We start from the raw sequence: 13,381 nt of genomic DNA, 5'->3' as shown, positions 1-13,381 counted from the left end.
GACAAGCCGGCTGTTTTCTCGGGTCGGCCAGCGGAGCCGGAAACCTCTCCGGCCCCGGCAAACTCAGCGCTGGGGCTGACCAGCCTGAACGGCCTCTTCGTACTTGACCTTCTTCTCTTTGACCTTGGCCTGCTCCAGCACATGATCAACTACCGAATCTTCCAGAACGGAAGACTCGATCTGCGACTTCTGCTCAGGATCGCTGTTGAAGTGTGCAATAACTTCCTCAGGCTGTTCATACGTAGACGCGATCTCCTGGATCTTTTCATCTACCTTGGTCTGATCTGCCTTCAGATCATTTTTCTTGACTACTTCCTGGAACAGCAGGCCGGTCTTCACACGGCGCTCAGCCTGCTCCTGGAAAATTTCCTTGGGCAGCTGCTGGAAATCAACCTGACCACCAAAACGCTGAACGGCGTCCTGACGGAGACGGTCGATTTCCTGGTCAACCAATGCTGTCGGAACGTCCAGTTCGGTGCTCTCCAGCAGGCCATCAACCACATCGTTCTTGACCTTGTTGGAGACCGCCTGCTTTAGCTCACGCTCCATGTTCTTCTTAACTTCTTCACGGAAAGCGGTTTCATCTTCCGCATCGATACCAAATTTCTTGAAGAATTCGGTATCCAGTTCAGGCAGCTGCGGCTCTTCCACCTTGTGAATCTTGATATCGAACTTGGCCGGCTTACCCGCCAGATCTTCGTTGTGGTAATCCTCAGGGAAGGTCACTTCAATTTCCATGTCCTCACCGGCCTTACCACCCTGGATGGCCTTCTCGAAGCCCGGAATCATCTGGTCGGAGCCCAGAGTCAGCCGATGGCCTTCAGCAGAACCACCTTCGAACTCTTCGCCATCAATGGAGCCCTTGAAATCAATGGTCAGCACGTCCTTGTTCTTGGACTTGCGCTTGACTTCCTTCATGGTGGCCTGCTGGCGACGCAGGTTATCGATCATGTTGTCGATATCCTTGTCGGTAATCTCAGAGGTCAGCTTTTCAACGGAGATCTTGCTCAGATCGCCCAGCTCAATTTCAGGCAAAACCTCGAAAATAGCGACAAACTCAAGGTCCTTGCCTTCTTCCATGGTTTTAGGCTCAAACTTCGGCCAGCCAGCAGGGTTAATGTCCTGCTCCTGCAGTGCCTTGATGTAGTTATCGCGCATAACCTCGCCGACAATTTCCTGGCGAACGCTGTCACCGAAACGACGCTTGACCACGCTCATGGGCACCTTACCCGGACGGAAACCGTTCAGTCGTACAGTGCTCGCAGTTTCCTGCAGGCGCTTCTGGACCGCCTGGTCAATTTCCTGGGCGGGCACACCAATCGTCATGCGACGCTCGATGTTGGAGGTCGTTTCAACAGACACTTGCATGGAAGATCCTCAAATTACAGGTTCAGTATGTGAATGAAATTAAACCTAAAAGTCCGCTCCCGGGCGAATTCCCGGAAAAGGACCGAAAATTAAAAGCCGGTAGTTTATCACGGTTTGCCCCGCCGAGAGAATCACCTGTCACAGGCGGTGTCGGGCAACGCAATCTAACTGTTTTATCATCACGTGAAGAGAGTTGGGGACTAAAATCAAAAAAGAAAGGGGCTGCATTCTTCAATACTCACGAAGTATGCCGCCTGCCCTTTCTATCACCCATAAAAAAACCCTCTCAGGAGTTCTGAGAGGGTTTTCATGTTGGTACCTCGGGAGGGACTTGAACCCCCACGCCTTGCGGCAACAGGACCTAAACCTATCGTGTCTACCAATTCCACCACCGAGGCTTATAACCGGAATTCTAAACTTGTCACTGGATACACTCAACCGCAATCCAGCTTCACCACTTTCCGAGATTGCTTGCGGAATCTCACAGGCTGTCGCCCTACTGAGATTTAACAGAGCCTAAACAATACAAAAGGGAAAGTGGGGTGGACGAAGGGGATCGAACCCTCGACCGCAGGAGTCACAATCCTGAGCTCTACCAACTGAGCTACGTCCACCACATCGAGACATACCTTTCGGTACTTTCGAATCATCAACTTTGCTGGTTACGGTCGCTCCGGCGCAGACCAAGCCGAGGACTTGATGGCGCGCCCGGCAGGACTTGAACCTGCGACCACCCGCTTAGAAGGCGGGTGCTCTATCCAGCTGAGCTACGGGCGCTTGACCGTTCGCCCACCTGAACATTCAGAAAATGGTCGGGGTAGAGAGATTCGAACTCCCGACATCCTGCTCCCAAAGCAGGCGCGCTACCAGACTGCGCTATACCCCGTCTGAACTGAACAATAAGTGCATCAGCAAAGTTGGCGCGCATATTACCGGCGCCAAACGGTTCCGTCAACACACATTTCAAAATTACTGAAACATCAGACTTTTTAGTGACTCTGGTCGGCCGGAAAAGTTCCACCTGCCCTGCCTCCTTCCTGCCCGCCAATTGGAGTTCCGACGGAAGCATGAGACAATGCGCGGCCTTCATTTACCCATGCCCAACCGACAAGATTCGAGACATGAGCGCCAAACTGATCAACGGAAAAGAAATTGCCGCCGCAGTAAGACAGCAGGTCGCGACCGGTGTAGACGCCCGCACAAAACAGGGTTTACGCGCCCCGGGACTGGCTGTTGTTCTGGTGGGAACCGACCCTGCTTCGCATGTGTATGTGGGCAATAAACGGAAGGCCTGCGACGAAGCCGGCATTCTTTCCCTCTCCTACGACCTTCCGGAAGACACTTCCCAGGCTGCCCTGGAAGCACTGATCGACGAGCTGAACGAGAACCCGGCTGTAGACGGGATATTGGTCCAGCTGCCGCTGCCTGAGCACCTGGACGCTGACCCGATTCTGGTGAAGATTCGCCCGGACAAGGATGTAGATGGTTTTCACCCGTATAACATTGGCCGCCTGATGCAGCGCAAGCCTACCCTGCGCCCCTGCACTCCAGCCGGAGTAATCACCCTTCTGGACAGCATCGACACTCCCTACAAGGGCCAGCACGCGGTTATTGTTGGTGCTTCCAATATCGTCGGCCGGCCAATGAGCATGGAACTGCTTCTGAAGGGCGCCACGACCACTGTTTGCCATCGTTTTACACCAGACCTGGAAAAATTCGTCCGGGAAGCGGATATTCTGATCGCTGCCGTAGGCAAGCCCGGCCTGATCAAGGGTGAATGGGTTAAACCCGGGGCAACCGTTATCGACGTGGGCATCAACCGGATGGCGGACGGCAAGCTTCATGGCGATGTGGACTTTCAGGCTGCCTCTGAGCGGGCCGCGTATATTACCCCGGTTCCGGGCGGCGTGGGCCCAATGACAATCGCCACGCTGCTGCAGAACACCCTCTACGCAGCCGATGTCCTGCACAAGGACTTGGACGGTAACGGCAGTTAACCGGGCATGTGCTTTCGCCCGGATACCGGGCATGTGCTTTCGCCCGGATACCGGGCAATAAAAAACCCCGCTCAAGGCGGGGTTTTTTATTGCCATTTAAAGCTTAGGCGCCGTACTTGGCCTTCGCCTTCAGGCGGTAAGCATGCAGAAGTGGCTCAGTGTAGCCATTCGGCTGCTCGCGTCCTTTCAGAACCAGATCCATCGCCGCCTGGAAGGCAACGCTGTCATCAAAGCTCGGAGCCATGTTGCGGTATTCGGCATCGCCGGCATTCTGCTGGTCTACCACGGCGGCCATGCGCTTCATGGTTTCATCAATCTGCGCCTCGGTACAAACACCGTGGTACAGCCAGTTGGTCAGCAACTGAGAAGAAATCCGAAGCGTGGCACGATCCTCCATAAGGCCCACATTGTTAATGTCGGGGACTTTGGAGCAGCCAACACCATGCTCTACCCAGCGAACAACATAGCCCAGAATACCCTGCGCATTGTTGTCCAGCTCCTGCTGGATTTCTTCTGCAGACAGAGCACCCGGATCAGCCATTACCGGCACGGTCAGGATATCGTCCAGATTTGCACGTGTGCGGCTTTCCAGCTCTTTCTGTACATCCGCCACACTGACCTGGTGGTAATGGGTTGCGTGGAGAGTCGCAGCCGTCGGAGACGGAACCCAGGCGGTGTTTGCACCGGATTTCGGGTGACCAATCTTGGCCTCCAGCATGCCGGCCATCAGATCCGGCATCGCCCACATACCTTTACCAATCTGGGCCACGCCACGGAAACCTGTCTCAAGACCAATATCCACGTTCCATTGCTCGTAGGCATTGATCCAGGCGGCCTGCTTCATCTCACCCTTACGGATGAACGGCCCCAACTCCATGGAGGTGTGCATTTCATCACCGGTACGGTCAAGGAAGCCGGTGTTGATGAATACTGCACGCTCTTGCGCGGCGTGGATACAGGCTTTCAGGTTAACCGTCGTACGACGCTCCTCGTCCATGATGCCCACCTTCAGAGAGAAGCGTGGCAGACCGAGGGCATCTTCGACGCGACCAAAGAATTCATTGGTGAACGCCACCTCTTCCGGGCCATGCATCTTCGGCTTAACAATGTACATGGAGCCCTTGGTGCTGTTCTGGAACGTACCCTTGGCTTTCAGGTCGTGGACCGCAATCAGGGAGGTGATCAGACCATCCATCAGGCCTTCCGGAACTTCCTGACCGTCGCTGAGCAGAACAGCCGGATTGGTCATCAGATGACCAACGTTACGGATAAACATCAGGCTGCGACCCTTCAGGGCCAGCTCGCTGCCATCTGCAGCCGTGTAGGTGCGGTCAGCATTCATTTTACGAGTGAGCTGCTTGCCGCCCTTTTCGAACGTTTCCTGCAGGTCACCCTTCATCAGGCCGAGCCAGTTACTGTAGGCCAGCGCCTTATCGTCCGCATCGACAGCAGCAACGGAGTCTTCGCAGTCCATGATGGTAGTCAGGGCCGACTCCATCAGAACATCTTTGACGTTGGCTCCGTCATCCTTGCCAATCGGGTGGCTGGCATCGATCTGAATCTCGAAATGCATGCCGTTCTTGACCAGCAAAATGCCAGTCGGCGCATCAGCAGCGCCGGTGTAACCCACGAAACCGGATTCGTCTTTCAGACCGGTAGTTTCGCCATTCTGCAGTTTGACGATCAGCTTGCCACCGTCCACATAGTACTTTGCCGAGTCCTTGTGACTGCCGGCAGCTAGCGGTGCGGAGCTGTCCAACAGGTTACGGGCCCACTCGATTACCTTGGCACCACGTACCGGGTTGTAACCCTGGCCTTTATCGGCACCACCTTCTTCAGAAATCGCATCAGTGCCATAAAGCGCATCGTACAGGCTACCCCAGCGGGCGTTAGCGGCGTTCAGCGCGAAACGGGCATTCATGATCGGAACAACCAGCTGCGGGCCGGCCATGGTCGCCACTTCCGGATCAACATTAGAGGTAGAGATCTTGAAATCCGCCGGCTCTTCAACCAGATAACCGATGTCCTTCAGGAAAGATTTGTATTCCGCCATGTCCAGCTTCTGACCTTTGTGGTCGCGGTTCCAGCTGTCCATTTTTTCCTGAATCGCATCACGCTTGGCCAGTAGTTCGCGGTTGCGCGGGGCCAGCTCGTTCACGATCTTGTCAAATTCGGACCAGAATTTGTCTGCATCGACACCGGTTCCCGGGATCGCTTCATTATTTACGAAATCATACAGATTCTTCGCGACCTGAATGCCGCCGACTTGTACGCGTTCTGTCATCGTTGTCTGCCTCAGTGGGTTATATTTCCCGACTCCCCTTCGTCATCAGGGGCACTCTAATTTGAGCGCCGCATTGTACGGGAAAACACCTATAAGGTCATTGCCACCAATACAACACGGCTTTAGTCGGAGTCTAGCTCCGATCATCCCCGCCGCCAGGTAGTTCCCGCGCGGGAATCGTCCAGAATAATGCCCTTGTCCGCGAGATCGTCACGGATACGGTCCGCTTCCGCGAAGTCTTTCGCCTTGCGGGCATCGGCACGGGCCTGGATCATTGTTTCGACGTCCTCAGCACTCAGCTCACCACCGGTACCGGCCTGGAAAAAAGCTTCCGGATTCTGCTGCAGCAGACCCAGGACCGCCCCAAGACGAACCAGAACTGCGGCACTTTCCTTGGCCGCAAGGTCATGGCCTTCGCGGCGATGATGATTGATTTCATTGGCAACAGCGTGCAGCACCGCAATGGCGCCCGCCGTATTGAAATCATCATCCATCACTTCCTCGAAACGGCGATCGTGCTCCGTTTCAGCCACGTCCCCTGCCTTGGCCGGCACAATACCCCGCAGTGCGTGATACAGCTTCGTCAGTGTGCGACCGGCCTCCGCCAGATTTTCCTCGGAATAGTCCACCTGGCTACGGTAATGACTGGATACCAGGAAGTAACGCACCACCTCAGCCGGATACGTTTCCAGGATTTCGCGAATCGTGAAGAAGTTGCCAAGCGACTTGGACATCTTCTCTCTATCCACTCGAATTGCCCCGGCGTGCATCCATGCTCTGGCGAAATCATGCCCTGTTGCACACTCGGATTGTGCAATTTCGTTTTCATGATGTGGAAAAAGCAGGTCTGGGCCACCGCCGTGGATATCAAAAGTGTCCCCCAAACAGGTGGTGGACATGGCGGAGCATTCGATGTGCCACCCTGGACGACCATCGCCCCAGGGCGAAGGCCAGCTTACCTCACCTTCGCCGGCAGCTTTCCAGAGCGCAAAGTCTGCAGGGCTTCGCTTGGCCTCCTGGACATCGATGCGAGCCCCGGCAACCAGATCTTCCAGTTTCTTTTTGCTGAGCTTTCCGTAATCGGTGAACGAGTCGACGGCGAAATACACATCGCCATTATCGGCCGCATAGGCGTGGCCACTTGCAACCAGCTTGTGGATCATCGCCACGATTTCGTCAATATAGCCGGTAGCACGGGGCTCTTCGGTCGGAGACAAGACACCCAGGCGAGCCTCATCTTCATGCATGGCCTGAATCATGCGTTCGGTCAGGTCTGTAAAGACCTCACCATTCTCCTCCGCTCGCCGAAGAATCTTGTCATCAATGTCGGTGATATTGCGCACATAGTGCACATTGTACCCACGATGCCTCAGGTACCGGGTGACCACATCGAAGGCCACCAGAACACGGCCATGGCCGAGATGACAGTAGTCGTAGACAGTCATCCCGCATACATACATGCGCACCTTGCCCGGCTCGATTGGCCGGAACTCTTCTTTTTGCTGCGTGAGCGTGTTGTAGATACGGATCACTTGCCCCCCTTCCCCCAGGAATCGCGCAGAGTAACGGTCCGGTTGAACACCGGCCGACCGGCACTGGCGGTGAGTTCCTGATCGCAATAGAAATACCCTTCACGCTCGAACTGGTAAGGAAGATCGCCGCGAGGCTCGACCAGTCCTTTCTCCGCGCGTGCCCCCCTTAGAACCACCAGTGATTCAGGGTTCAGGTGATCGACGAAATCGCCATCCTTGTCACTGTCCGGGGATTCATGATTGAACAGGCGGTCATACTGATTTATGTCTGCCTCAACACTGTCGGTGGCAGACACCCAGTGCACGACGCCATTGGGCTTGTAACCTTCCGGATTCACACCGAGCGTACTCGGATCGTATTCACACTTGAGCTCGACAATCTCACCGCTGTCATCACGAACAATCTCACGGCAGGTCATCACATATCCGCCGCGCAGGCGAACCGCCTGATCCGGAGCAAGACGCTTCCACTTGCGTGGTGGCTCCTCCGCAAAATCCTCACGATCGATAAACAGGGTCTGACTCCAGGTCACTTCCCGCTCCCCCATATCCGGGTTCTGGGGGTGTACCGGCAGCACCAGCGTTTCAGTCTTGTCGGCCGGATAGTTGGTCAGGGTCACCTTGAGTGGGCGCATGACACACATGGCGCGTGGTGCCCGGGTATTCAGGTCCTCACGGATGGCGTGCTCAAGCATGCCCACATCCACGGTACCGCCCGCCTTGTTTACGCCGATCATGTCGCAGAAAGTCCGAATAGACTCGGGTGTGTAGCCACGGCGGCGCATCCCGGAGATGGTGGGCATCCGGGGATCGTTCCAGCCGTCCACAAAGTTCTCATCGACCAGACGCTTCAGCTTGCGTTTGCTGGTCATGGTGTAGTTCAGGTTCAGGCGCGCAAATTCGATCTGGCGCGGATGACATGGACCGGAGATATTGTCCAGCACCCAGTCGTAAAGCGGGCGATGGTCCTCGAATTCCAGTGTGCACAGGGAGTGGGTGATCCCCTCCATGGCATCGGAAATCGGATGGGTGAAGTCATACATCGGGTAGATGCACCACTTGTCACCGGTCTGATGATGTTCGGCGTAACGGATGCGGTAAAGAATGGGATCCCTCAGATTAATATTTGGGGACGCCATATCGATCTTTGCACGCAAAACGAACTGGCCGTTCTGGTATTTGCCGTCGCGCATATCGCGGAACAGTTGCAGGTTCTCTTCCACCGGACGATCCCGGTAAGGGCTGTTCCTGCCAGGTTCTTTAAGGCTGCCGCGAAACTCGGCCATCTCGTCAGCCGATAACTCGCAAACGTAAGCCTTGCCCTTTTCAATCAGCTCTTCGGCAAAATTGTAGAGGGCATCGAAGTAATCAGAAGCGAACCGAACCTCGCCGGCCCATTCGTAACCCAGCCACTCCACGTCCTGTTTAATGGCGTCAATGTACTCCTGGTTTTCCTTTTCCGGGTTGGTATCATCAAACCGCAGGTTACACTCGCCGCCGAAAGTTTCTGCGATGCCAAAGTTGAGGCATATGGATTTGGCGTGGCCAATATGCAGGTAGCCGTTCGGCTCGGGCGGAAAACGGGTTACCACTTTTCCGGTGTGCTCGCCCTTGGCGATGGCGTCTTCGATCAGGCTCTGAATAAAGTTATGGGCTTTCTTCGACTCGGCGCTCATACATTCTCTGTCAAAAAGGAGTGAATCTGAAACCGCCTATTATACTCACAAATCCTTGCCAGACTCATGCATAGCAGGAAACTCTTGAGTACAATACCGGGTTTTACGCTCTTCAACTTTCTGAACAGGAAATCCTGATGATTCTGCTGACAACCAACCACGGCGACATCAAGCTGGAACTCGATTACGACAAGGCTCCGGAAACCGCCAAAAATTTCGAACAGTACGTGCGCGATGGCTTTTACGACGGCCTGATCTTCCACCGTGTAATCAGCAACTTCATGGTTCAGGGTGGCGGCTTCGAACCGGGCATGACCCCACGCAAAACCCGGGACCCGATTCAGAATGAAGCTGACAACGGCCTGAGCAACATGCAGGGAACCGTTGCCATGGCCCGCACCATGGATCCGCACTCCGCGACCGCCCAGTTTTTCATCAACGTGGAGAATAACGGCTTCCTCGACCACACCGCCAAAAATGCCGAAGGCTGGGGCTATTGCGTGTTCGGTAAGGTTGTAGACGGCATGGACACGGTCAACAGGATCCGCGCCATCCGCACGACCATGCGTGCTGGCCACCAGGACGTGCCGGCCGATGACGTTATCATCGAGAAAGCTGAGGTACTGGAGGACGCGTGACGACGCTGTTTATCTCTGATCTGCACCTGGAAGAATCGCGCCCGGACATCACCGATGCGTTTATGGGCTTCCTGAAAGAAAAAGCCATGGGTGTGGATAAACTCTACATCCTCGGCGACTTTTTCGAAGCCTGGATCGGTGACGATGAGCGGACGCCCCTGCAGGAACAGGTTGCTGCCTCGCTGCAACAATTGAATGCCAGCGGCACGGAAATATTCCTGATGCATGGCAACCGGGACTTTCTGATCGGTGACGATTTCTGCAACCGCGCCGGCGCAACATTACTGGACGATCCAACCGTCGTCGACTTGTATGGCACCCCCACCCTGCTTATGCACGGTGACAGTCTCTGCACCGCTGACGTTGAATACCAGAAATTCCGCGCCAACATGCGTAGCCCCCAGTGGCAGCAGATGATTCTTCAGCGTCCCCTGGCTGATCGCCAGCAGATGGCCCGGCAGTTGCGGGAAATCAGCATGGCCAAGAATCAGGGCAAGGAAGAAACCATCATGGATGTCACCCCTGAAGAGGTGGTGAAGGAAATGGAAGCGCACGGCGTTCAACGACTTATCCATGGCCATACCCACCGCCCGGCAGAGCATGAACTGGCAGCCAATGGTAAGTTGGCCAAGCGGATTGTTCTGGGCGACTGGGACAAGCACGTCTGGTGGCTGGAGGTTAGGCCCGGCGAGGAGCCGGTACTCGACAAGCACCCCATCTAAAAAAAGAGGCCGGGCATTTGCCCGGCCTCTTTTTTTTCTACGTCTACTCAGTGTGCCAGTATTTGCTTGAGGAACGATTGCGTTCTGGGCTCCTGAGGATTGGTGAAGAAGTCGTGAGGCGGCGCCTCTTCCACGATCTCACCACCATCCATAAAGATCACCCGATCTGCTACCGTTTTTGCGAAACCCATCTCGTGGGTTACACAAAGCATGGTCATACCGCTTCCTGCCAGCTCAATCATGACATCGAGCACTTCCTTGATCATTTCCGGGTCCAACGCAGACGTTGGCTCATCAAACAGCATGATCTTTGGTTTCATGCAAAGCGCCCGGGCAATGGCTACTCGCTGCTGCTGACCACCGGATAACTGGCCTGGGTACTTGTTCGCCTGATCAGGAATCTTTACCCGCTTCAGGTATTCCATAGCGTCTGCCTCGGCTTCCTTTCTTGGCGTCTTGCGAACCCAGATTGGAGACAGACAGCAATTCTCGAGCACCGTCAGATGCGGGAACAGATTAAAGTGCTGAAACACCATGCCGACTTCCCGACGCACCGTATCGATATGGCGCACGTCGTCTGTCAACTCGATGCCATCAACAATAATCTTGCCCTGCTGGTGCTCTTCCAGGCGGTTTATGCACCGAATGAAAGTGGATTTACCGGAACCGGACGGCCCACAGATTACAATCCGCTCACCCTGACGCACGTTCAGGTTGAGATCTTTGAGTACATGAAAATCCCCATACCACTTGTGCATACCCTCCACCCGAATAATATCAGGCTGGTTGGCGGTCTGGTTGGGAACCGACTCTTGGGAATCAGTTGTTTGGGTCTGGTCTGTCATAGTGTTACCCATCAGGTCTTATGACCGGTGTCTAGTTTACGTTCAAGATTCTGGCTGTAGCGGGAAATGCCGAAGCAGAAAACCCAGAAACAGAAGGCCACGAAGACATAGCCCTCGACAGCAACGTTTTGCCAGGCAGGGTCGGTCACCGTGGACTGGACCGTGCCGAGAATGTCGAACAGGCCGATAATCAGCACCAGGGTCGTATCCTTGAACAACGAAATAAACGTATTAACGATGCCGGGAATGACCATTTTCAGCGCCTGCGGCAGGATGATTAGCCCGGTTTTCTTCCAGTAGCCCAACCCCAGTGCATCAGCCGCTTCGTATTGCCCTCTCGGAATGGCCTGTAAGCCCCCTCGAATTACCTCCGCCATATAAGCAGACTGCCAGAGCGTGATACCGATCAACGCACGAGACAGTTTCTCGAAATTCATTCCGTCAGGGAGAAATAACGGCAGCATAACCGACGCCATAAACAGCACCGTAATCAGCGGAACCGCTCGCCATACCTCTATGAACACGACGCAAAGGCCGCGCACAATGGGCATTTCCGAACGCCGTCCAAGCGCAAGCACGATGCCAATTGGCAAGGACGCGAGTATCCCGATATAGGCGAGAATGAGGGTCAGCATCAGGCCGCCCCACTTGGTGCTTTCCACTTCTTCCAGGCCAAAGGTACCGCCGGGAATCAGGAAATAGCCAATGACAGGAAGGCCGGTCAGACCAAAGATGCCGAACCACTTGCGCGCTGGAAAGCGCTCAATGAACTGCGGAACGAAAGCCACTGCGAGCAGACCAAATACGAGGTTCACGCGCCACTGCAACTCATCCGGGTAAAATCCGTAAATAAAGAAGTTCAGCCGCTCATTAATAAACAGCCAACAGGCCCCTCCACCATCACACTCACTGGGTTCGGTACCGCGAAAACTGGCATCAAAGAATAGCCAGCTGAACAAAGGCCCTACACTGGTCACAAGCAGATAGCCGACCGCAATTGTGAGCAGGCCATTGTACCAGCTGGAAAAAAGATGCTGGCGCATCCAGGCGACTGCACCAATGTTCTTCTTCGGTGGTTTCATCATTGACTCAGCCATCATCGCTCCTTAATCGCCACGGCCTTGTTGTAGATATTCATCAACAGGGAGATTGAAAGACTGATGGTGAGATACACCGCCATGGTAATTGCCACTACTTCCACCGCCTGACCGGTCTGGTTCAGCGTCGTACCCATAAACACGGCAACGAGATCCGGGTAACCAATGGCAGTAGCAAGAGAGGAGTTTTTGGCAAGGTTCAGATACTGACTGGTCAACGGAGGGATGATCACTCGCATGGCCTGGGGAATAACCACCAGACGCAGAGTCAGTCCGTTCGGCAACCCCAATGCCTTGGATGCCTCTGTCTGACCCTTGCTGACTGACACGATACCGGACCGGACAATTTCGGCGATGAAACTTGCCGTGTAGAGCGACAAGGCAATCCACAGGGCAGCCAGCTCAGGAATGATGGTAATTCCACCACCGAAGTTGAACCCTTTGAGCGCCGGTAAATCCCACTCCAGTGGGCTGCCAGCTAAAAAGTAAGCCAGTACCGGCAACAACACCAGAGCCGCAACGCTGACTTTAAAAACGGGAAAGATCTGGCCTGTCGCCAACTGACGTTTCTTGGCCCACTTTTTCAGTACGAGGACGCCGACAATGGCAGCGATAATCGCACCCCATACAAGACCAAAACCGTCTTGCGTCAAAGGCTCCGGCAAGTAAAGCCCTCGATTATTCAGGAAAAAGGCACCGCCTACGTCAACGCTCTGCCTGGGTGAAGGCAGGCTACTGAGAACGGCGAAATACCAGAAGAAGATCTGCAGAAGCAGAGGGATATTCCGGATGACTTCGACATAAACCAGAGCCATCTTGGCAACAAGCCAGTTGCTGGATAGTCTCGCCACGCCAAGGATGAAACCGAGCAGGGTTGCTGCAACAATACCCATCGCAGAAACCAACAATGTATTGGTGAGACCGACCCAGAAGGTCCGTCCATAACTCATGGTGGAATCGTAAGGCACCATGGACATGATGATGCCGAAGCCGGCTGTCTCATCAAGGAATCCAAAACCAGTACTGATACCACGGCTTTCCATATTGGAAAGCGTGTTACTGACAAGTGTCCAGCCACCCCAGAAAACAAGGGAGATGACGACAACCTGGAAGAAAATTGATCGGACCCGCGGGTCATACCAGGGCTTGGGACTCGCAGGTCTTGAATTTATCGTTTGCTTGTTCATGCAGGTTCCCTGAAAGCTTAACCGCGAAGAAACAA

General features: G+C 54.6%; 11 protein-coding genes and 4 tRNA genes. 4 read left to right on the top strand and 11 right to left on the bottom strand.

All coding sequences use genetic code 11. The features are described from left to right. Nucleotides 1–63: 63 nt before the first annotated feature. Entirely contained in the window at nucleotides 64–1,368 is a 1,305-nt protein-coding gene (tig, locus tag KFJ24_RS04160; RefSeq protein ID WP_250829817.1) for a trigger factor, read from the bottom strand. A 29-nt stretch (nucleotides 1,369–1,397) separates the two neighbouring features. Here tig and KFJ24_RS04155 point away from each other — a divergent pair, with 29 nt between their 5' ends. Beyond that, entirely contained in the window at nucleotides 1,398–1,667 is a 270-nt protein-coding gene (locus KFJ24_RS04155) for a hypothetical protein (protein ID WP_250829816.1), read from the top strand. A 14-nt stretch (nucleotides 1,668–1,681) separates the two neighbouring features. On the opposite strand, the gene KFJ24_RS04150 is transcribed toward KFJ24_RS04155, so the two are convergent. The 4 genes from KFJ24_RS04150 to KFJ24_RS04135 form a co-directional block, all read right to left on the bottom strand. Further along, nucleotides 1,682–1,766, bottom strand: a tRNA-Leu gene (locus KFJ24_RS04150). Between the two features lie 140 nt (nucleotides 1,767–1,906). Next, nucleotides 1,907–1,982, bottom strand: a tRNA-His gene (locus KFJ24_RS04145). A gap of 86 nt (nucleotides 1,983–2,068) precedes the next feature. Continuing rightward, nucleotides 2,069–2,145 (bottom strand) — tRNA-Arg (locus KFJ24_RS04140). Between the two features lie 32 nt (nucleotides 2,146–2,177). Beyond that, nucleotides 2,178–2,254 (bottom strand) — tRNA-Pro (locus KFJ24_RS04135). A 235-nt stretch (nucleotides 2,255–2,489) separates the two neighbouring features. Between KFJ24_RS04135 and folD the strand changes: the two genes are divergently transcribed. Next, entirely contained in the window at nucleotides 2,490–3,365 is an 876-nt protein-coding gene (folD, locus tag KFJ24_RS04130; RefSeq protein ID WP_250829815.1) for a bifunctional methylenetetrahydrofolate dehydrogenase/methenyltetrahydrofolate cyclohydrolase FolD, read from the top strand. Nucleotides 3,366–3,468: 103 nt separating this feature from the next. Here folD and KFJ24_RS04125 read toward each other — a convergent pair whose 3' ends face one another. The 3 genes from KFJ24_RS04125 to KFJ24_RS04115 form a co-directional block, all read right to left on the bottom strand. Next, nucleotides 3,469–5,649, bottom strand: coding sequence for a malate synthase G (locus KFJ24_RS04125; RefSeq protein WP_250829814.1), 2,181 nt, complete (start codon nucleotides 5,647–5,649; stop codon nucleotides 3,469–3,471). A 143-nt stretch (nucleotides 5,650–5,792) separates the two neighbouring features. Beyond that, nucleotides 5,793–7,181: a cysteine--tRNA ligase gene (gene cysS / locus KFJ24_RS04120; protein WP_250829813.1), complete on the bottom strand. Its 1,389-nt coding sequence runs from the start codon at nucleotides 7,179–7,181 to the stop codon at nucleotides 5,793–5,795. After that, the gene (locus KFJ24_RS04115) at nucleotides 7,178–8,857 is read right to left on the bottom strand and encodes a glutamine--tRNA ligase/YqeY domain fusion protein (RefSeq protein WP_250829812.1); all 1,680 of its coding nucleotides are present in this window, start codon (nucleotides 8,855–8,857) and stop codon (nucleotides 7,178–7,180) included. The genes cysS and KFJ24_RS04115 overlap by 4 nt, the downstream gene beginning before the upstream one ends. 137 nt (nucleotides 8,858–8,994) lie before the next feature. Between KFJ24_RS04115 and KFJ24_RS04110 the strand changes: the two genes are divergently transcribed. Both KFJ24_RS04110 and KFJ24_RS04105 read left to right on the top strand, forming a co-directional pair. Next, entirely contained in the window at nucleotides 8,995–9,495 is a 501-nt protein-coding gene (locus KFJ24_RS04110) for a peptidylprolyl isomerase (RefSeq protein WP_250829811.1), read from the top strand. Next, entirely contained in the window at nucleotides 9,492–10,217 is a 726-nt protein-coding gene (locus KFJ24_RS04105) for a UDP-2,3-diacylglucosamine diphosphatase (protein WP_250829810.1), read from the top strand. The genes KFJ24_RS04110 and KFJ24_RS04105 overlap by 4 nt, the downstream gene beginning before the upstream one ends. Before the next feature lie 47 nt (nucleotides 10,218–10,264). Here KFJ24_RS04105 and KFJ24_RS04100 read toward each other — a convergent pair whose 3' ends face one another. From KFJ24_RS04100 to KFJ24_RS04090, 3 genes are all read right to left on the bottom strand, one after another. Beyond that, nucleotides 10,265–10,975 carry an amino acid ABC transporter ATP-binding protein gene (locus tag KFJ24_RS04100; protein ID WP_250832549.1) on the bottom strand — a complete coding sequence of 237 codons (711 nt, stop codon included), beginning with the start codon at nucleotides 10,973–10,975 and terminating at the stop codon, nucleotides 10,265–10,267. A 98-nt stretch (nucleotides 10,976–11,073) separates the two neighbouring features. Next, nucleotides 11,074–12,159: an amino acid ABC transporter permease gene (locus tag KFJ24_RS04095; protein ID WP_250829809.1), complete on the bottom strand. Its 1,086-nt coding sequence runs from the start codon at nucleotides 12,157–12,159 to the stop codon at nucleotides 11,074–11,076. Beyond that, nucleotides 12,159–13,346 carry an amino acid ABC transporter permease gene (locus KFJ24_RS04090; protein ID WP_250829808.1) on the bottom strand — a complete coding sequence of 396 codons (1,188 nt, stop codon included), beginning with the start codon at nucleotides 13,344–13,346 and terminating at the stop codon, nucleotides 12,159–12,161. The genes KFJ24_RS04095 and KFJ24_RS04090 overlap by 1 nt, the downstream gene beginning before the upstream one ends. Nucleotides 13,347–13,381: the final 35 nt, after the last annotated feature.

The organism is Marinobacter sediminum (assembly GCF_023657445.1).
Classification (GTDB): Bacteria; Pseudomonadota; Gammaproteobacteria; order Pseudomonadales; family Oleiphilaceae; genus Marinobacter; species Marinobacter sediminum_A.
Note: the sequence above shows the minus strand (reverse complement) of the source record. Positions and strands in the feature narration are given on the sequence as shown.

Excerpts from the sequence above, each read along its gene's own strand:
- KFJ24_RS04110 (WP_250829811.1), top strand. The coding sequence starts at position 8,995 with ATGATTCTGCTGACAACCAACCACGGCGACATCAAGCTGGAACTCGAT.
- KFJ24_RS04125 (WP_250829814.1), bottom strand. The coding sequence starts at position 5,649 with ATGACAGAACGCGTACAAGTCGGCGGCATTCAGGTCGCGAAGAATCTG.
- KFJ24_RS04095 (WP_250829809.1), bottom strand. The coding sequence starts at position 12,159 with ATGGCTGAGTCAATGATGAAACCACCGAAGAAGAACATTGGTGCAGTC.
- KFJ24_RS04115 (WP_250829812.1), bottom strand. The coding sequence starts at position 8,857 with ATGAGCGCCGAGTCGAAGAAAGCCCATAACTTTATTCAGAGCCTGATC.
- folD (WP_250829815.1), top strand. The coding sequence starts at position 2,490 with ATGAGCGCCAAACTGATCAACGGAAAAGAAATTGCCGCCGCAGTAAGA.
- KFJ24_RS04100 (WP_250832549.1), bottom strand. The coding sequence starts at position 10,975 with ATGCACAAGTGGTATGGGGATTTTCATGTACTCAAAGATCTCAACCTG.
- tig (WP_250829817.1), bottom strand. The coding sequence starts at position 1,368 with ATGCAAGTGTCTGTTGAAACGACCTCCAACATCGAGCGTCGCATGACG.
- KFJ24_RS04090 (WP_250829808.1), bottom strand. The coding sequence starts at position 13,346 with ATGAACAAGCAAACGATAAATTCAAGACCTGCGAGTCCCAAGCCCTGG.